The 18,566-nt window shown below is 65.5% G+C and carries 10 protein-coding genes and 3 rRNA genes; 8 read left to right on the plus strand and 5 right to left on the minus strand.

Going from position 1 to position 18,566, the window contains the following annotated elements; all coding sequences use genetic code 11:
• Genes ACWA15_RS03780 through ACWA15_RS03790 form a run of 3 tightly spaced genes read right to left on the minus strand, consistent with a single transcriptional unit; the run spans position 1 to position 5,608 of the window.
• On the minus strand, positions 1–3,426 hold the full coding sequence (locus ACWA15_RS03780) for an ATP-binding protein (RefSeq protein ID WP_464058120.1): 3,426 nt from the start codon (positions 3,424–3,426) through the stop codon (positions 1–3).
• On the minus strand, positions 3,423–4,160 hold the full coding sequence (locus ACWA15_RS03785; RefSeq protein WP_464058121.1) for a DUF4194 domain-containing protein: 738 nt from the start codon (positions 4,158–4,160) through the stop codon (positions 3,423–3,425). The genes ACWA15_RS03780 and ACWA15_RS03785 overlap by 4 nt, the downstream gene beginning before the upstream one ends.
• Positions 4,157–5,608, minus strand: a complete 1,452-nt coding sequence (locus ACWA15_RS03790) for a DUF3375 domain-containing protein (RefSeq protein ID WP_464058122.1) — start codon at positions 5,606–5,608, stop codon at positions 4,157–4,159. The genes ACWA15_RS03785 and ACWA15_RS03790 overlap by 4 nt, the downstream gene beginning before the upstream one ends.
• Positions 5,609–5,797: 189 nt before the next feature.
• Between ACWA15_RS03790 and ACWA15_RS03795 the strand changes: the two genes are divergently transcribed.
• From ACWA15_RS03795 to rrf, 4 genes are all read left to right on the plus strand, one after another.
• A complete protein-coding gene (locus ACWA15_RS03795) occupies positions 5,798–6,463 on the plus strand; it encodes a GOLPH3/VPS74 family protein (protein ID WP_464058123.1) in 666 nt (221 codons plus the stop codon).
• A 515-nt stretch (positions 6,464–6,978) separates the two neighbouring features.
• Positions 6,979–8,502 (plus strand): 16S ribosomal RNA (locus tag ACWA15_RS03800).
• 436 nt (positions 8,503–8,938) lie between these two features.
• Positions 8,939–12,048, plus strand: a 23S ribosomal RNA gene (locus tag ACWA15_RS03805).
• Between the two features lie 81 nt (positions 12,049–12,129).
• A 5S ribosomal RNA gene (gene rrf, locus ACWA15_RS03810) occupies positions 12,130–12,246 on the plus strand.
• Together the 16S, 23S and 5S rRNA genes form the textbook arrangement of a ribosomal RNA operon.
• A 381-nt stretch (positions 12,247–12,627) precedes the next feature.
• Here rrf and ACWA15_RS03815 read toward each other — a convergent pair.
• The gene (locus ACWA15_RS03815) at positions 12,628–13,509 is read right to left on the minus strand and encodes an HNH endonuclease (RefSeq protein WP_464058124.1); all 882 of its coding nucleotides are present in this window, start codon (positions 13,507–13,509) and stop codon (positions 12,628–12,630) included.
• Positions 13,510–13,784: 275 nt separating this feature from the next.
• Between ACWA15_RS03815 and ACWA15_RS03820 the strand changes: the two genes are divergently transcribed.
• The 4 genes from ACWA15_RS03820 to ACWA15_RS03835 all read left to right on the plus strand — a co-directional run bounded on the left by ACWA15_RS03820 (position 13,785) and on the right by ACWA15_RS03835 (position 17,843).
• Positions 13,785–14,012 carry a PLD nuclease N-terminal domain-containing protein gene (locus ACWA15_RS03820; RefSeq protein WP_464058125.1) on the plus strand — a complete coding sequence of 76 codons (228 nt, stop codon included), beginning with the start codon at positions 13,785–13,787 and terminating at the stop codon, positions 14,010–14,012.
• A gap of 148 nt (positions 14,013–14,160) precedes the next feature.
• The gene (locus tag ACWA15_RS03825) at positions 14,161–14,802 is read left to right on the plus strand and encodes a DUF6318 family protein (protein WP_464058126.1); all 642 of its coding nucleotides are present in this window, start codon (positions 14,161–14,163) and stop codon (positions 14,800–14,802) included.
• A 23-nt stretch (positions 14,803–14,825) separates the two neighbouring features.
• On the plus strand, positions 14,826–15,704 hold the full coding sequence (locus tag ACWA15_RS03830; RefSeq protein WP_464058127.1) for a PKD domain-containing protein: 879 nt from the start codon (positions 14,826–14,828) through the stop codon (positions 15,702–15,704).
• 210 nt (positions 15,705–15,914) lie between these two features.
• Positions 15,915–17,843 (plus strand): DNA/RNA helicase domain-containing protein, encoded by a 1,929-nt coding sequence (locus tag ACWA15_RS03835; RefSeq protein WP_464058128.1) that lies wholly within the window; start codon positions 15,915–15,917, stop codon positions 17,841–17,843.
• Here ACWA15_RS03835 and ACWA15_RS03840 read toward each other — a convergent pair.
• Positions 17,796–18,560 (minus strand): amino acid ABC transporter ATP-binding protein, encoded by a 765-nt coding sequence (locus tag ACWA15_RS03840; RefSeq protein ID WP_464059403.1) that lies wholly within the window; start codon positions 18,558–18,560, stop codon positions 17,796–17,798. The two genes, ACWA15_RS03835 and ACWA15_RS03840, sit on opposite strands and share 48 nt — an antisense overlap.
• Between the last annotated feature and the right edge of the window lie 6 nt (positions 18,561–18,566).

Genomic DNA, 18,566 nt, shown 5'->3' on the forward strand with positions numbered 1-18,566 from the left:
TCATCCCTCCACAGGGGTCACGGAGCCGTGTGCGGCGTCGCTGGCGAGCGCACCGACGAGCAGGTCGTCGGTGATCGGCACGACCGCCACCGTCGAGTCGCGGAAGTCCCGGCAGTCGGCCAGCGCGATGGCCCCCACGTACTCCTCGAGGGTCTGCAACAGCTTGAGCGGGGTGGCCAGGATCATGTGGAAGCCGAACTCGAGGAAGATGTCCATCGCCATCTGGGTGAAGGCGGAGTCGGCCTTGTCGAAGGCCTCGTCGAGGATGACGGTGCCGAAGGTGGGGACGTCGGCGTCGTCCGTGGCGAGCTGGTAGCGCAGGGCCGCGGCGAGGCAGAAGATGACCAGCTTCTGGCGCTGCCCGCCGGAGAGCCCGGCGCTGGAGTCGTGGATGTTGAGCGTGACCCCGGCACCGTCCTGCTCCACCCCGGTGAACCGCACGTGCTTGCGGGTGTCCAGGCACAGCTCGCGCCAGGCCCTGTCACCGGCCTCGGAGGAGGTCAGTCGCTTCATCAGCCGGTCCATCACAGCGAACCGTGTCTCTGCCTCGGTCCGGTCCTGCCCGTTCCAGGTGTCGGTGGAGATCGTCTGGAGGTCGGCGAGGAACTCGCGGGCGGCCGTGGACCGGTTGTCGTCCACCCGGATCTGCAGGAAGCGCCCGGCGTCGAAGTTCGACCGGCCCAAGGACCGGTTGACCGGGTCGATCCGCTCCTCGATCTGCGACCGGGCCCGGCGGATCTCCACCGCGAGCTGGCCGACGTTGCGCCGGGACTGGCTCTCGAGCAGGTCGAAGAACTTCTCCTCGAAGTCGGGCAGCCGGTCCGCGGTCAGGCGCCCGAGGATCTCCAGGTACCCGCCGTGGTCGGCGACGTCGGCGGCGAGGTCTCCCGCGATCGCAGGCCAGCGCCGTCGGAGCTCCACGGCGATCGAGGCGTAGGCCCGTTCGGCGGCCGCCGCCGCCCGCTGGGCTGCGTCCTTCTCGGCGTCGAGGGCGTTGATGACCGTGACGGTCACGGCGTCGATCACCGACCCGGTGATCGAGCGGCGCACCCGCAGGAAGCGTTCCTCGAGCTCACCCTGGAAGGGGATTGGCCCGTAGCCGGCCACGACGCTCTCCAGCTCCGCGACCACTGCGCGCAGGGTCTCCAGCAGGCTCCGGGCACCGGCCTGGGCCTGCATCGCCTGCGAGACACCCTCGCGGGCCTCCTGCTCGATGCCGGCCGCCTCGCGTTCTTGCTGCTGGGCCAGGCGCAGGTCCCGGTTGCCGGCGAGGAGGGTGTTGAGCGTGCGCCTGTGCCGGACCACGGTCTGCTCGGCGGCCTCGACGTCGAGGTCCTTCCACTCCCGGGTGGCGAGCGTCGCGAGCACGTTCATCCGCTGCCGGGACTGTTCCCGGGCCGCGTCGGCGCGTTCGAGGGCGCCGTCGGCTGTCGCGAGCTCCGCGGTGGTGGCGCGCTGGAGGGTGAGCAGGTGCTCCACCTTCTCGGCGTTGTCGAACCCCAGCACCCAGCGCCGGCGGTCGGTGACCTCGGCGCGGTCGTCCTTCTCGAACCGGACGGCCCCGCGCTTGACCTGGCCGGCCACGGTCACCGCCTGCTCGCTGGCGTGCAGCTCGCGCGGGTGGTCGACGCAGTCGTAGTCGTAGAGGCGCGACAGTGTCCAGCCCAGCCACTCCTCCATGGCGCCGGGCTTGATGTCCACGCGCGCGGCGAGCGAGCGGTCGCTGCGCAACGACCGGGGCGGGTCGACCCGCACCGGAACCGCCTCGAAGACCAGCCGGGTCCCCAGGAACGTCGCCTCGACGGCCTGGGACACCGCATCGAGGTGGGCGGCCGGGACGAGCAGGAGGGTCGAGAGCGGGCGCAGCACCCGTTCGATCGCGCCGGTCCACTCCGCGAACTCACCCCTGACCTGGAGCAGCTCTCCGGCGAAAGGGAGCGAGGCCGCCGGGATGCCCGTCTGACGGCACACGAGTGCGCGGGCCTCGAGCAGCCCCCGGTCCAGGTTTGACCGCTGGCCCTTGAGCGCGGTGAGGTCCTCCTGGATCGTGCGCAGCCGCCCGGCGATCTCCGACCGGCGCTCATGGGCGGTGAGCAGGCGCTCGCGCTCCTGGGCGTGGGCCACCTCCAGGGCGTCACGGTCGCGGCGCGCGGTGGCCTGAAGCTCCTCGAACTCCTCGAAGGAGGCCGGGAAGACGACGTCGACGGCGGCCAGCTCGGCCGCGACCCGGGCCCGCCGGGCCCGTCGCTCGTGTGCGGTCGCCTCGGAGAGGGCAACCCACTCCTCCTGGGCGCTGATCGCGGCTCCACCGCGCTCCTCGACCTGCGCCTTCGCTAGGCCCAGGGCGCTCGCGGCCTCCAGTGCCCGCTCTGTCGCGAGCTCGAGGTCGTTCTCGGCTGTGCGCAGAGCAGCCTCGGCGGCGCCGCGTTCCTGGACCGCGAGGGTGTGCTTCCAGGTGTCCTTGAAAGGACCCAGCGCGGCGCGCAGCTCGAGGGCGTGCTCGGCGAGCGTGCTGTGCACCTGGTGGTGGTCCCCGTGCGGGACGAGGGTGCGCAGGTGCTCCACCTGGTTCCGGGCCTCGATGACCAGCGCGTGCGCCGCGGCCAGGTCCCCGAACTGGGTGATCGCGGTCTCGGCCTGGGCGTAGGTGCGCGGCTCGTCGAGCATGAACGTGCGGAAGAGGTCGTCGAGGTTGCCCAGGCTCTTGGCGGACTGGGTCTTGTGGAGGAGCAGCAGGGCGTTCTCCCCGGAGATCCCGAGCATCCGGGTGAACCGGGCCGAGAAGGCCGAGTGCTTGTCGGTGACCGTCGCCGCCGGCCAGCGAGCCTTGATCCGGCGGGTCTCGATGCCGCTGCGGGCGTACTCCTGGAAGTCGAGAAGGCCCACCGGTTCCTGGGCGATGATGTGCAGCTCGGACGCGTCGGCCGCCTTGGTGGCGCCGCGGTTGAGGTGGAACAGCTTCACCAGCGTGATGGGCTCTGTGCCGGTCCCGTCGCTGTAGCGCAGCAAGATCCCGCTCCACGTCGCGCCGGGACGCAGGTAGTCGCTGACCACCTCACCAGTTGTGGCGTCGGCGTGGCGGCGCCACGCACCGCGGATGTAGCTCGCGGTGGTGCGGTCCTCTCCACGGGTCGTGGCGTCGGCCGCTGCTGCGTTGAACCGGAGCTTCCCGCGCGGGGTGAGCACCGCGGCGACGGCGTCGACGAGGGAGGACTTGCCGGATCCGGAGTGTCCGGTGAGCAGAAACCCCTGCCGGGCGACGTCGATGAGGTGGTGACCCTGGAAGGTTCCCCAGTTGACGACCTCGATCCGGGCAAGGCGCCACTGTCCCGGGTGGGGTACGGCTGGCGGCGTGGAAGAACCGCTCACCTCACCAGCATCGCCGGCCCAGTCCGTGCCGTCGTCGAAGAGCGTCGCGGCGGTCATGCGTCCTCCTGGGAGAAGTCGTCGATGGTGCCGTCGGTGCCGGGGTGCTCGGTGCCAGGCTGGCCGTCGTCGGGCTCGGTCGCTCCGGCGGCCAGGCGCGCGTACTCGGCCTGGACCGCGGTGATCTCCTGCGCGTCGAAGACGAGCCGGAGCACCGGGGAGATGACCGAGCGCCCCTCGGTCGAGGTGGAGGCGAGGAGGCCGTACCGGGTGAGCTTGACCCAGGACGCGTTGACGCGGCGGGCGAACCCTGCGGCGTCCCCGCCGTCACGGCCGCTGTAGACCTGCAGCTGGTCGGCGATCTCGTCCTGTCCGACGATCGTCACTTCGCCGACGTCCGCGCGGAGCAGCAGCTGGCGCAGGTGCAGCAGCAGGGCGGTGTCCAAGAACGTCAGGGTCGCTGTTCGCATGACCTTGGGGACGTCGACGCGGGAGGACTCGGCGTTGCGGACGAAGGCGACCTGCCCTGCCTGGTCGGTCACGAGCTCAAGGAACATGTCCGCGAGCCGGGAGCGGATCTCCTGCTCGTCGTTGAGCAGCGCGTTCCACAGCTTGCCGTGCCGCGCCGCCGACAGGTACGGCCCGCGTAGCAGCTGGACCAGCGCGCGCCGCGAGGACTCGCGCAGGGTCCCGGTGTCCGAGGGCCACAGTGCCTGACCGGACGCAGTGGGATCGGTGCCCTCGTCGGCAACCGCACCGCTGCTGAACGGGATCCCCGGGGTGAGGTCGGTCATCGGATCGTCTCCTTGAACAGGTAGCGAGGAACAGTGCCGTGCCGGGGGACCGCGGTGGTGGAGGTCCAGCGGACCGTCTCGGCGTCGTCGAGCGGGGAAGCGTGCTGCTCGGCGAGGAGCAGCAGTCCGACGACAGAGGCGACACCCTGGGTGGCCGGGTGGGCATCGAGGACCTCCCCGATGGTTGCGGATCCGGTGGCCGCCAGCACGGCGTTGATGTTGGCGGTGAGCTCGCGGAGGTCGATCTCGCTGGCCCGGGACAGCTCCCGCAGCGCCGAGACGTCGACGGGAGGAGCGTCGTGGGTGACGACGTCGCGCACGGTCTCGGAGTCGGCCGGGTTGTGCAGACGCAAGGTGGCGACGGAGTCCAGGGGGACGGAGGTGAGCGCCAGCTCCAGGTCCGTCTTGTGGAACGGGGCGACCTTCGCGCCGACCGCGAGGGCGTCCTGCAGGGTCTGGCGCAGCAGCGCGCTGATCACGCGCTCGGACTGGAGCTCTTGACTCTGCACGAACCGCCGCAGGCTCCGGCTGAACCGTGTCGTCGCCTCGTGGATCTCCGAGCTGGCGTCCTGGAGGGAGGGGAGCAGCCGGCGCAGGGTCCGGGACCGGGCCGGTGGGAGGCCGGTGGCAAAGGTTCGGCCGAGCAGGTCGGTGACGTTGTCCTCGAACTCGGCGCTGCGCTCGGGATCCAGGATGAGCGCATAGAACCCCGAGAAGCTCCGTCCGGCGTCGGACTCGGCCAAGTGGTCGACGCCGCGGAACACCTCGTCCAGGACCGTGCCGCGCGAGCCGTCCTGCTCCACGAGGCGCTCCCGCAGCGCCCGGTTGATGTTCTCCATCTCCGCGCGGACCCGGGCGAAGTCCGCCGGGATCTCGCTCGACAGTCCGAGGATGTCGACGGCGCGCTCCATGGCGCGGTCCGCGGACAGGACAGTGAAGTCTCCGGTGTCGACGCGGGCGATCTCGGCGTCGATGCGGTCGCGCTCGTTGTGCAGGGCCGCGAGGCGCGACGTCGCGTCGGGGTCGGTCTCGAGAGCGAGCAGGCGGACCTGCTCGAGGATGGTGGTCAGGCGGGACTCGGTAACGGACTGACGCGGATCTGCCAGCTGGTCGACGAAGCGGATCGCGACGAGCGCGCCCTCGGAGAGCTCGAAGGTCTCTTCTCGCGAGCCCTCGGAGACCCGCCGGATGAGGATGCCGTCCTCGCGCCACGAGGTGCAGTAGGCCTGGGCGGTCTGCGGCAGGTCGAAGTTGTGCTCGCGCAGCACGACGAGGTCCTCCTCGATCCGCTCGAAGAGCACCGGTGCGGTGAGGCGTTTCTCCTCCCCGCCCAGGTGCGCGCCCAGGACGGCGACGGCGGCGGCGGCGTTGCGGGCGCGCAGCAACGCCCAGGCCGGGCTGCCGGTGGCCAGGCGCCGCGCCGCAAGTGCCGTTCGGAGGGTGCTCACGGATGGAACCCTAGCGAAGGGGACTGACAGGACCGGTGCGTCGACCACGGACGGCTCGGGGCAGTGTGACTCTGAGGCCGTCGATCCCCGGAAAGCACCGTTCCAGCAGGTCAGCTCCGCTCTCCGTGGGTGCGACCACGGGATCGCGGTCCCCTCCGTCGAGACATCTTTGGGGCTACCGTTGGCGCCATGATCCTCGCCGAAGAGATCCTCCTGCTCCTGACCGACGATGGCCTGGGAAAGCCGCTGGTGGACACTACGCGGCTCGACCTGGTCCTGGCCGGGTCGCTCCTGCTGGACCTGGCCGTGCTCGCGCGGGTCGGCGTCACGGCACCCGGCGAACCAGTCAAGGCCGGGCGCCTCGTGGTTCGGGACCCGCGGCCGGCCGGCGATCCCTTCCTTGACCACGCCCTCACCCTGATCGCCGCAGCCGGTCCCACGAAGCCCGACGTCGTCCTGCCGAAGCTGAGGAAGGGCCTCCGGCTTGCGCTCTACGGGCGCCTCGTCGAACGCGGGATCCTCCGGCGCGAGGAGGTGAGGACCCTGGGCCTCTTCTCCTCCCAGCGGTGGACGGCCGTCGACTCCAGGTACGAGGCGCAGATCAGGACCAGCCTGCGCGAGGTGCTCGTCCTCGGCCGCACCCCGGTCGAGCGAGAGGTCGCGATCATCTCCATGCTGCACGCCATCGACCAGGTACCCAAGGTGCTCGGTACCGCTGAGGTGACGGCGCGAGAACTGCGACGCCGGGCGAAAGCACTGTCTGGCGGGATCGCCGACGAGGCCGTCCGGCGAGCGGTCGAGGCGATGAACACGGCGATGCTCGTGACGATGACCGCGACCAGCGCGGGCAGCTGAGGGCAGACGCTCCCCCGTGACGGCGGTCACGGGGGAGCGATTGGTCAAGACACCTCTGCGTAACGTAGTGTCTACGAAGTCAGCCCGACAGGGAGACACAGACACCACTGCGAAGCTCGTGAGAGCCGCCGCGAAGTGGCTGGTCCCGAGGGTTGAAAATCCTAGCTTTTCAGTTTGTGTTGTTGTGGTGCGCCGGGAACGGCGGATTGGACAGGGCGAGCGGAGTCGGGTAAGTTTGAACGGTTGCCCCAAGAGAAAGACCGAATGGTCTGGAAGTGGTGCGCGTCCGCTCCTTGAGAACTCAACAGTGTGCTTAAATAGTCAATGCCAAGACCCCTTGTCTGGTGTTGGTTGCCGGGTCTTCGATCTGGTGGCTGATTCGCAGCAAGGTTTATTTGGTATGAATTGAAAACGCAAGTTTTCGGTTTGTAGCCTTGATTAATCAGGTGCCTCTTTGCAGGGGTGCTTGCTTCGTATGGTTGTTAACTTCTCTTCGGAGGGGTTGATATCAAACATTTACGGAGAGTTTGATCCTGGCTCAGGACGAACGCTGGCGGCGTGCTTAACACATGCAAGTCGAACGGTGATGGGGGAGCTTGCTCTTCTTGATCAGTGGCGAACGGGTGAGTAACACGTGAGTAACCTGCCCTTGACTCTGGGATAAGCGTTGGAAACGACGTCTAATACCGGATATGAGATGCGACCGCATGGTCTGTGTCTGGAAAGTTTTTCGGTCAAGGATGGACTCGCGGCCTATCAGCTTGTTGGTGAGGTAATGGCTCACCAAGGCGTCGACGGGTAGCCGGCCTGAGAGGGCGACCGGCCACACTGGGACTGAGACACGGCCCAGACTCCTACGGGAGGCAGCAGTGGGGAATATTGCACAATGGGCGAAAGCCTGATGCAGCGACGCCGCGTGAGGGATGAAGGCCTTCGGGTTGTAAACCTCTTTCAGTAGGGAAGAAGCGAAAGTGACGGTACCTGCAGAAGAAGCACCGGCTAACTACGTGCCAGCAGCCGCGGTAATACGTAGGGTGCAAGCGTTGTCCGGAATTATTGGGCGTAAAGAGCTCGTAGGCGGTTTGTCGCGTCTGGTGTGAAAACTCAAGGCTCAACCTTGAGCTTGCATCGGGTACGGGCAGACTAGAGTGTGGTAGGGGTGACTGGAATTCCTGGTGTAGCGGTGGAATGCGCAGATATCAGGAGGAACACCGATGGCGAAGGCAGGTCACTGGGCCACTACTGACGCTGAGGAGCGAAAGCATGGGGAGCGAACAGGATTAGATACCCTGGTAGTCCATGCCGTAAACGTTGGGCACTAGGTGTGGGGCTCATTCCACGAGTTCCGCGCCGCAGCTAACGCATTAAGTGCCCCGCCTGGGGAGTACGGCCGCAAGGCTAAAACTCAAAGGAATTGACGGGGGCCCGCACAAGCGGCGGAGCATGCGGATTAATTCGATGCAACGCGAAGAACCTTACCAAGGCTTGACATACACCGGAATCATGCAGAGATGTGTGCGTCTTCGGACTGGTGTACAGGTGGTGCATGGTTGTCGTCAGCTCGTGTCGTGAGATGTTGGGTTAAGTCCCGCAACGAGCGCAACCCTCGTCCTATGTTGCCAGCACGTTATGGTGGGGACTCATAGGAGACTGCCGGGGTCAACTCGGAGGAAGGTGGGGATGACGTCAAATCATCATGCCCCTTATGTCTTGGGCTTCACGCATGCTACAATGGCCGGTACAAAGGGCTGCGATACCGCGAGGTGGAGCGAATCCCAAAAAGCCGGTCTCAGTTCGGATTGGGGTCTGCAACTCGACCCCATGAAGTCGGAGTCGCTAGTAATCGCAGATCAGCAACGCTGCGGTGAATACGTTCCCGGGCCTTGTACACACCGCCCGTCAAGTCACGAAAGTCGGTAACACCCGAAGCCGGTGGCCTAACCCCTTGTGGGATGGAGCCGTCGAAGGTGGGATTGGCGATTGGGACTAAGTCGTAACAAGGTAGCCGTACCGGAAGGTGCGGCTGGATCACCTCCTTTCTAAGGAGCTACATGCTGGCGCTGTTCGGGGACTACCCCGAAAGTGGTCAGGTGGCCACGTCCACTCTCCGAATGAGGGGGTGGGTGGTTGCTCACGGGTGGAACATTGACTATGGATGCCGGCAGCGCCGGTCATGGAAGTACGTCGCCCCCTTCGGGGAGCGGGTGGAACCTGTGGCCAGTGAGGTGGGTGGACGCAAGCACACTGTTGGGTCCTGAAGGTACGGGCGCCGAAAGGCGAACGAACTTCAGGCAGCCCTGGTCTCATCGACCGGGGTTGCTGCACGCGGGTCACCGTGATCCATCCGAACCGCATGCCCCTGGGGTGTGTAGGCGGTGGTGTTCGGTGGGATCGTCCGTAGCTTGAGAACTGCACAGTGGACGCGAGCATCTTTGCGATCAAGGACTTACGAGTCTTTGTTCTGCAATTTAGTGATATTAAGTTTTTAAGGGCACAGGGTGGATGCCTTGGCACTAGGAGCCGATGAAGGACGTAGTAGCCTGCGATAAGCCTCGGGGAGTTGGCAAACGAACCGTGATCCGAGGATTTCCGAATGGGGAAACCCAGCTGGAGTTATGTCCAGTTACCCGCATCTGAATATATAGGGTGTGTGGAGGGAACGTCGGGAAGTGAAACATCTCAGTACCGACAGGAAGAGATATTCCGTGAGTAGTGGCGAGCGAAAGCGGATGAGGCCAAACCGTTCATGTGTGATACCCGGCAGGGGTTGCATGGGCGGGGTTGTGGGACCTTTCAGATTGTTCTGCCGAACTTTCAGGGAGTCAGAAAGCCGCGTTATAGTCGAAGGGCATTGAAAGGCCCGGCGTAGAGGGTGTGACCCCCGTAGACGAAATGACGTGGCCTCCCGAAGGGGATCCCAAGTAGCACGGGGCCCGAGAAATCCCGTGTGAATCCGTGAAGACCACTTCATAAGCCTAAATACTACCTAGTGACCGATAGCGGACAAGTACCGTGAGGGAAAGGTGAAAAGTACCCCGGGAGGGGAGTGAAATAGTACCTGAAACCGTGTGCCTACAATCCGTTGGAGCCTCCCTAGCAGGGGTGACAGCGTGCCTTTTGAAGAATGAGCCTGCGAGTTAGTGCTCAGTGGCGAGGTTAACCCGTGTGGGGAAGCCGTAGCGAAAGCGAGTCTTAATAGGGCGAATGAGTCGCTGGGTCTAGACCCGAAGCGAAGTGATCTACCCATGGGCAGGTTGAAGCGCGGGTAAGACCGCGTGGAGGACCGAACCCACCTAGGTTGAAAACTGGGGGGATGACCTGTGGGTAGGGGTGAAAGGCCAATCAAACTTCGTGATAGCTGGTTCTCCCCGAAATGCATTTAGGTGCAGCGTCACGTGTTTCTTGCCGGAGGTAGAGCTACTGGATGGCCGATGGGCCCCAAAAGGTTACTGACGCCAGCCAAACTCCGAATGCCGGTAAGTGAGAGCGTGGCAGTGAGACTGTGGGGGATAAGCTCCATAGTCGAGAGGGAAACAGCCCAGACCACCAGCTAAGGCCCCTAAGCGTATGCTAAGTGGGAAAGGATGTGGAGTTGCACAGACAACCAGGAGGTTGGCTTAGAAGCAGCCACCCTTGAAAGAGTGCGTAATAGCTCACTGGTCAAGTGATTCCGCGCCGACAATGTAGCGGGGCTCAAGTATACCGCCGAAGCTGTGGCATTCACATAATAACCAGGCCTTCGTGGTCCAGGTGTGTGGATGGGTAGGGGAGCGTCGTGTGGCCAGTGAAGTCGCGGGGGAACCCAGCGGTGGAGGCTACACGAGTGAGAATGCAGGCATGAGTAGCGAATGACGGGTGAGAAACCCGTCCGCCGAATGATCAAGGGTTCCAGGGCCAGGCTAATCCGCCCTGGGTAAGTCGGGACCTAAGGCGAGGCCGACAGGCGTAGTCGATGGACAAGGAGTTGATATTCTCCTACCGGCGAAGAACCGCCCATACCGAATCTGGTGATGCTAAGTGCCCAAGCCTGGTCCGCACGCCCTTCGGGGCCGAGGACTCAGGGGAGCGCACGACCCGAGCTGGTAGTAGGTAAGCGCATTAACAGGGGTGACGCAGGAAGGTAGCCCAGCGTGGCGATGGTTGTCCACGTCCAAGGTTGTAGGGAGAACAGTAGGCAAATCCGCTGTTCACATATCCTGAGAACTGATGGTGAGTCCGTATGGACGATGATTGGGTGATCCTATGCTGCCAAGAAAAGCCTCGGCGCGAGGTTCTAGCCGCCCGTACCCTAAACCGACTCAGGTGATCAGGTAGAGAATACTAAGGCGATCGAGAGAATCATGGTTAAGGAACTCGGCAAAATGCCCCCGTAACTTCGGGAGAAGGGGGGCCCGGAGCGTGTACCCACTTGCTGGGGAAGCGTGCAAGGGCCGCAGAGACCAGGGAGAAGCGACTGTTTACTAAAAACACAGGTCCGTGCGAAGTCGCAAGACGATGTATACGGACTGACGCCTGCCCGGTGCTGGAAGGTTAAGAGGACGGGTTAGCACTTGTGCGAAGCTCAGAATTTAAGCCCCAGTAAACGGCGGTGGTAACTATAACCATCCTAAGGTAGCGAAATTCCTTGTCGGGTAAGTTCCGACCTGCACGAATGGCGTAACGACTTCTCCGCTGTCTCAACCGTGAACTCGGCGAAATTGCACTACGAGTAAAGATGCTCGTTACGCGCAGCAGGACGGAAAGACCCCGGGACCTTTACTATAGTTTGGTATTGGTGTTCGGTGCGGCTTGTGTAGGATAGGTGGGAGACTATGAAGCATGCACGCCAGTGTGTGTGGAGTCAACGTTGAAATACCACTCTGGTCGCTCTGGATATCTAACCTCGGTCCGTAATCCGGATCAGGGACAGTGCCTGATGGGTAGTTTAACTGGGGCGGTTGCCTCCTAAAATGTAACGGAGGCGCTCAAAGGTTCCCTCAGCCTGGTTGGCAATCAGGTGTCGAGTGCAAGTGCACAAGGGAGCTTGACTGTGAGACTGACAAGTCGAGCAGGGACGAAAGTCGGAACTAGTGATCCGGCGGTGGCTTGTGGAAGCGCCGTCGCTCAACGGATAAAAGGTACCCCGGGGATAACAGGCTGATCTTGCCCAAGAGTCCATATCGACGGCATGGTTTGGCACCTCGATGTCGGCTCGTCGCATCCTGGGGCTGGAGTAGGTCCCAAGGGTTGGGCTGTTCGCCCATTAAAGCGGTACGCGAGCTGGGTTTAGAACGTCGTGAGACAGTTCGGTCCCTATCCGCTGCGCGCGCAGGAAACTTGAGAAGGGCTGTCCCTAGTACGAGAGGACCGGGACGGACGAACCTCTGGTGTGCCAGTTGTTCCGCCAGGAGCACGGCTGGTTGGCTACGTTCGGAAGAGATAACCGCTGAAAGCATCTAAGCGGGAAGCTTGCTTCAAGATGAGGTTTCCACGGGATTCGTCCCGAGAGGCTCCCAGAAGACCACTGGGTAGATAGGCCGGATGTGGAAGAAGGGACGAAAGACCTTCGGAGCTGACCGGTACTAATAAGCCGATAACTTGATAACACTCAAATTTTGTGTGCTACGCGTCCACTGTGCAGTTCTTAGGGTACGGCCGTGAGTTCCCGGCTGATAACCTAATAGAGTTACGGCAGTCATAGCGTGAGGGAAACGCCCGGTCCCATTCCGAACCCGGAAGCTAAGCCTCACTGCGCCGATGGTACTGCACGGGTGACTGTGTGGGAGAGTAGGTCGCTGCCGGACAACCTTTCAACGAAAGCCCACCCCTTCGGGGGTGGGCTTTCGTCGTCCCCGGAAACGCTCACTCCGCTGGCCCCACCCGCCGTCCTTCGCTGAGTGCTGGTTCCTCCACGCTTCCGGTGACGTCTTCCGTGCACAACCCAGCACTCAGCGGGAAGCGCAAGAGGCTGAGTGACCTGCTTGACACAAACGCTTCACCAGCGGCTGTACCGCTGCCGCCGAGTGAGAACCGTGAGACGCCTGTGGTCAGTGCGGTGGCTCGCGGTCGAAACGCTGACCCGCCGCATCTATTGGCGCAGCGGTGTGTACCGCCCGAGGAGCGCATGGGACCAGCGCGAGCAAGTCACCTGGATCGACCGGCTCTTCTAGCTTGGCTCAGGTCCGTCAGCGTTCCAGCCATGCACATTGCGTGGCGTGCGCGTCGAGGTAGGCATGCGAGGGTAGGTCTGCTCTGAGCAACGGCACGACGGCTAGCGTCTGGTTGTTCAAGCTGGCGTAGGGCCCTCCGAGTGCGGGCGAGGTCCGGGTAACCAGGGTCCCGTTCCACCGCGGAGTGATCGTCAGCAGCAGCCTGTCGAACAGGGTGTGGACGTCGGCGCGGAGCAGGAGACCGTTCGACAAGGTGTTGGTGTGCGCGCCGCGGTAGGGCAAGATGTGCGCCGCCTCCAGGACGGCGTCCGTGGTGGTTCCGGTGACTGCGCATGACTGGCGATATGCCTTGAGCAGCTTGTTGCGGAAGGCTGGTTGTCCTTGTCGTAGACGGATCTGGGCCAATGCCAGCTCACGTCGATCCTCGCTGAGCGATTCGGCGTCGGGATGGTTGAGAACCGCGAGAGCCTCTTCCACCGTCTGGCTGCTGCTGTTCACGCCTTGTGACTCGTTCACGAAAAGGGCCGCAAGGTTCGCCTCGACGACACTGTCAGAGGTTCTCGGTGCAAAGTTCGCTCCGCCGGAGAGGCCTGTTGCAGCGCGAAGCTCCGTCCACGTCAGATTCTCTCCGTCGTAGTCCTCGAGACTGGAGAAGTTGATGCGTCCCCTGTACCGGGTCTCGTGAGCGTCATCCCACGGAAGCCCAGTCGATGGAGAGTCCGCGACGTCGGCAGTGACTACTCCACGCCCCGCGAGCCCGCGTTGCGCCACCCAGAAGTAGACGGTGTCTCCGCGCTCGATCTTCCGTCGGGTACGGAGGTCCCAGATCAGCTCACGCTTGGCGAAGTCCCAGTGGTGGGGGTGTTCCGCGTCGATAGACAGTACCCAACTCGTCATGACATGCCTCGTCCCATTCGGGGCGGGTGGAGGCATGTCCCAGAGGTGGAAGCCTGTCGTTCCGCGGTGCTCTTCTGTTGTGTGGTGATCAGGATCCCGTATGTGAGGTGAGCAGCGCAAACAGCCTTGGGATCGGATGGATCCGGGGCTACTTGGGCGCCGGCGGATCCGGTCAGACGGCAGGCCGATCCCATCCAGCCCATGCGGGCTCGGGTCCTGAGCGAGTAGCGTCGGAACCAGGGTCGACAAACCGGCCCACACGACGGGAGATCACCATGACTCACATGTCTCACAAGACGCACTGGAAAGACCTCAGCGGCAAGCGCAAGACCGGGATGGTCATCGTCGGCCTCGCGCAGGTGGCGCTCACCGCAGCCGCCTACCGAGACCTCGCCAAGCGCCCCGCGGACGAGATCGAGGGCACCAAGCTCGCCTGGGGCATTGCCCTCCTGGTCAACTGGATCGGCCCGCTCACCTACTTCGCCAAGGGCCGCAAGGCCTAACCCCGTCTCCCGCTGAGTGCGGCCATCCGGCTGCCCAAACCGGACACGAGGCAGCCGTTCGGCTGCACTCAGCGGGGGTGGCGGGTGGTTGTCCACAGGGCGGCGCATAACGTGCTGAAGTGCTCGGGTCGGACGTAGTGTCGGGGGCATGACTCCTGAGCGGATGCGACGCCGGTGCTGGGCCGTGGTCGTGGTGTGCGGTGTCCTGGTGCTGGGGGCCTGCGGGGAGGGGTCGTCGGCCGCGCCGACGACGCCGGCCACCACGTCTCCGGCGCCGACTGTTGAGCCCACGCCGGACCCGACGGTCGAGCCGACGCCGGTGGCAACGGACCGGGCGGGGGAGCCCCTCGTGCCGCCCGAGCGGCCGGCGGCGATGGACAACGACGACGAGGCCGGGGCGCAGGCGGCGGCGGAGTACTTCGTGGAACTCTCCGGGTACGCCGTGAGGAGCCAAGACCTTACGGACTTCACCAACCTCTGTGACCCTGAGAGCATCTACTGCTCAGCGGTGATCGACGAAGTCCAGACGGACATCGCTGTTGGCAACTACACGATCGGTGGGGCCTCCACGTTCACGACTGCCACGGTGGATTCACCCGGTGAGCACCCCTTCTATGTCGTGTGGGGCAACCTCGACAGGACATCATTCGTTGCGTTCGACTCGGGCGGCAAGGAGATATTTGCGTCCCAAGGTGACGATGACCTGGACTTTGCGGTGGCAATCCAGCACATGACAGGTGGCCAGTGGATCGTTAGAGGTGCCGAAGCTGGGGTCGTGCGGCCATCATGACGCATAGACTCGTCGTCACGGCTGTGACCATCCTTTCCCTGCCCCTTTGGGCGGCCACAGGGACCCCGCACGCAGCGACTCCCGGCGTCCCCTGCGGTCCGGAATCGCACCGTGACAACTCAGCGAAGGCGAGCGGCGATTTCCTAGAAATACAGACGTCCACGATCCAGACAAGCACCGGCTGCCGTTCCCAGGGCAAGGGGGACTCTTCCGCCGGACCGCCGCAGACCCTCATCACAAGCACCGACGCATGCGTACCGACGACGATCTACGGGACTTCTGGCATCGCGGCTGCCTGCGTCGGGCAGGCGGGCCTTGACCTGCAGAACTGCGATCCCGACCTCGGCTTCGACGTCAGCCCCACCAGCATCCAGACCCTGCAACCCGACGGTACCTACTCCGAACCGCGACTGAACTCGGTCCTGGTCTGCAACCAGGCGCCGGCGGCGGCGCCCCTCGTCGTCACCCAGGCCGACTTCCGCAACCTGCCCCTGACCCCCTCAGCCATCGTGGTCGGCCCCTCTCAGGGCTGGGTCCCGGTGAACATGATCACCGTCGTCTACACCGACCCCCAACCCCAGGTCCTCACCACGACCCTGCTCGGCCAGCCCGTCACCGTCCGCGCCACCCCCCGCGACTACGCCTGGGACTGGGCCGACGGCTCCACCCCCACCACCACGACCGACCCCGGCGCCCCCTGGCCCGACCACACCGTCGCCTACACCTACCCCCGCACCGGGGACTACACCGTCACCATGACCACCACCTGGACCGGGGAGTACTCCCTCGACGGCGGCACCACCTACACCCCGATCACCGGCACCGCCACCACCACCAGCACCGCCCCACCCCTGACCGTCACCGAGCTCCGCTCCCACCTCGTCGAAGACCCCCTCGGCTGACACCCAGCCCCGCCTCCCGCCCCCGCCCCGCACCACGCGATACCCTCCTCCCAGCGGTACCGACGGACTTCCCCCGCTCTCGCGCCAGGCCCAACGCTCCACGCCTGGCCCGACCGCGCCGGACATGCCCCCTCCGCACGACTATTCGTGCTGCCCGGGGGAAGTGTTCCGTTGTCTGCTGTCCGTTTCAGTGCCGGCTCGTTGGTGACCATGACTGCTCAGGATTCCTCGACCGTCGAGCGTCATCTCGCGTCCCAGCTCGCAGCCCAGGGGCTCGGGCGCGCCGGGGAGAGCGAGGTGCGCTCGTGGCGCAGCTCCATCCCCACCCTCGCCCGCGACCTGTGCGACGCCGGGCTGGACAAGGTCGAGGTCATCCTCGAGCACCGGCTGCCGCTGTCCTCCAAGCGGGCCGACGTCATCCTCGCCGGGACCCACCCGCGCACCGGGGCGCCGTCGTACGTGGTCGTCGAGCTCAAGCAGTGGAGCCACGCCCGGCGCTGGGAGGACTCCGCGACGCTCGTCGATGTCGACGGCGCGCCCTACCGCCCGGTGCTGCACCCCAGCATCCAGGTCGCCGGCTACGCAGAGTACCTGCGTGACTTCGTCCGCATCTTCGCCGAGGCCCCCGAGGCGATGGCAGCCACGGCCTACCTCCACAATGCCTCCGACGGGATGGTCGCCGACCTCTGGGACAACCCGGCGCTCACCCAGGCCCCGATGTTCACCGGGCAGACCCGCGGCAAACTCCACGACTTCCTGCGCACCCGGCTCGCACCGGGGGAGCCCGGCGTGCACGCCGCCGACCACTTCCTCGGGTCGGCGATCGCGCCGTCCAAGCAGCTGCTCACCGTCGCGGCGAAGGAGATCCAGGAGCGCGAGCAGTTCGTGCTCCTCGACGAGCAGCGCGTGGCCTACGAGCTGGTCCTGCGCGCCGTGGAGAAGGCCCGCAAGGCCGACACCAAGACCGCGGTCATCGTCACCGGTGGGCCCGGATCGGGCAAGTCCGTCATCGCGCTGTCCCTCCTCGGCGAGCTCGCGCGGCAGGGGCGGACCGTGCTGCACGCGACCGGGTCCAAGAGCTTCACCACGACCATGCGGCACGTCGCGGGGAAGGGCTCAACCCGCACGAAGTCGCTGTTCAAGTACTTCAACTCCTTCATCGACGCTGAGCCGAACGGCCTCGACGTCGTCATCCTCGACGAGGCGCACCGGATCCGCGAGCAGTCCGTCAACCGCTACACGGTCAAGGCGGTCCGGGAGCGCGCCCGCCCGCAGATCACCGAGCTGCTCGACGCCGCGCGCGTGCCCGTCTTCCTCCTCGACGAGCACCAGGTGGTCCGCCCCGGGGAGATGGGCACGGTCGCCGACATCCGCGCGCACGCCGCCCTGCGCGGCCTCCCCGTCGACCAGGTCGACCTCCAGGCGCAGTACCGCTCGGGCGGCTCCGACACGTACCTCACCTGGGTGCAGACCCTGCTGGGTCTGCGCGACGGCGCGCTGGAACCCTGGCGGGACGAGGCCACCTTCGCGGTCGACGTCGTCGACTCCCCCCGGGAGATGGAGGCGCGGCTGCGCGCCTACCGCGACGCCGGCTCGAACGCGAGGATGACGGCCGGGTACTGCTGGCCCTGGTCGAAGTCCGCCCCGGACGCCCAGCTCGTCGACGACGTGAGGATCGGGGACTGGGCCAAGCCGTGGAACGTCTACGGCGAGCGGCGGATCGGTGACGCACCGCCGTCGGCGCTGTGGGCGAGCGAGCCAGGCGGGTTCGAGCAGGTCGGCTGCGTCTACACCGCGCAGGGGTTCGAGTACGCGTGGAACGGCGTGATCTTCGGCCCGGACCTCGTCTGGCGCGCCCAGGCGCGCGGGGGAGCGGGCGGCTGGGTCGCGCGCCGCGAGCACAACAAGGACCCCGACTTCCGGTCGCGGACCAAGGTCGACGACGCGACCTTCGACCGCCTGGTCCGCCACGTGTACAAGGTGCTGCTCACCCGCGGGATGGTCGGGACGCTGCTGTACTCGACCGACCCAGAGACCCAGGCGATGCTCAGGTCTGCAGTCGGCGCTGCCCCGTCACAGCGCCCAGCCCCGTCACAGCACCCGAGCCAAGAAGTCCTGCGTCCGAGCCTCCCGCGGTGACGTGAGCACCTGCTCTGGCGTCCCCTGCTCCACCACGACCCCGTCGGCCATGAAGACCACCTGGTCGGCGACCTCCCGGGCGAAGCCGATCTCGTGGGTGACGACGATCATCGTCATGCCAGACTCGGCGAGGGACCGCATGACCGTGAGGACCTCACCGACGAGCTCGGGGTCGAGGGCCGACGTCGGCTCGTCGAAGAGCATGATCTCGGGGTCCATCGCCAGGGCGCGGGCGATCGCGACACGCTGCTGCTGACCGCCGGAGAGCTGGGCGGGGTAGTGGTCGCGGTGGTCGGTCAGCCCGACCTGCTCGAGCAGCTCGGTGGCACGCGCGCGGGCCTGGGTCTTGCTCCGACCGAGCACCTGGACCTGCGCCTCGACGACGTTTCCCAGGGCGGTCATGTGCGGGAAGAGGTTGAAGCGCTGGAACACCATGCCGATCCGCGCGCGCTGGCGGGCGATCTCCTTGGGGTGCAGCGCGAACAGCGCCGGGTGGCCGCGGTGGGTCCCCTCGCGGAAACCCACGAGCTCGCCGTCGACGTAGATGCGTCCGGCGGTGATGGTCTCGAGCTGGTTGATGCACCGCAGCGCGGTGGACTTCCCGGACCCGGAGGGGCCGAGGACCACGCACACCGACCCGGTGGGGACCGTGAGGTTCACCCCGCGCAGCACGTGCGCGTCGCCGAACTCCTTGTGCAGGTCGACGACCTCGACCATGGGCGC

This window comes from Sanguibacter sp. TS_SC_8, from assembly GCF_055361235.1.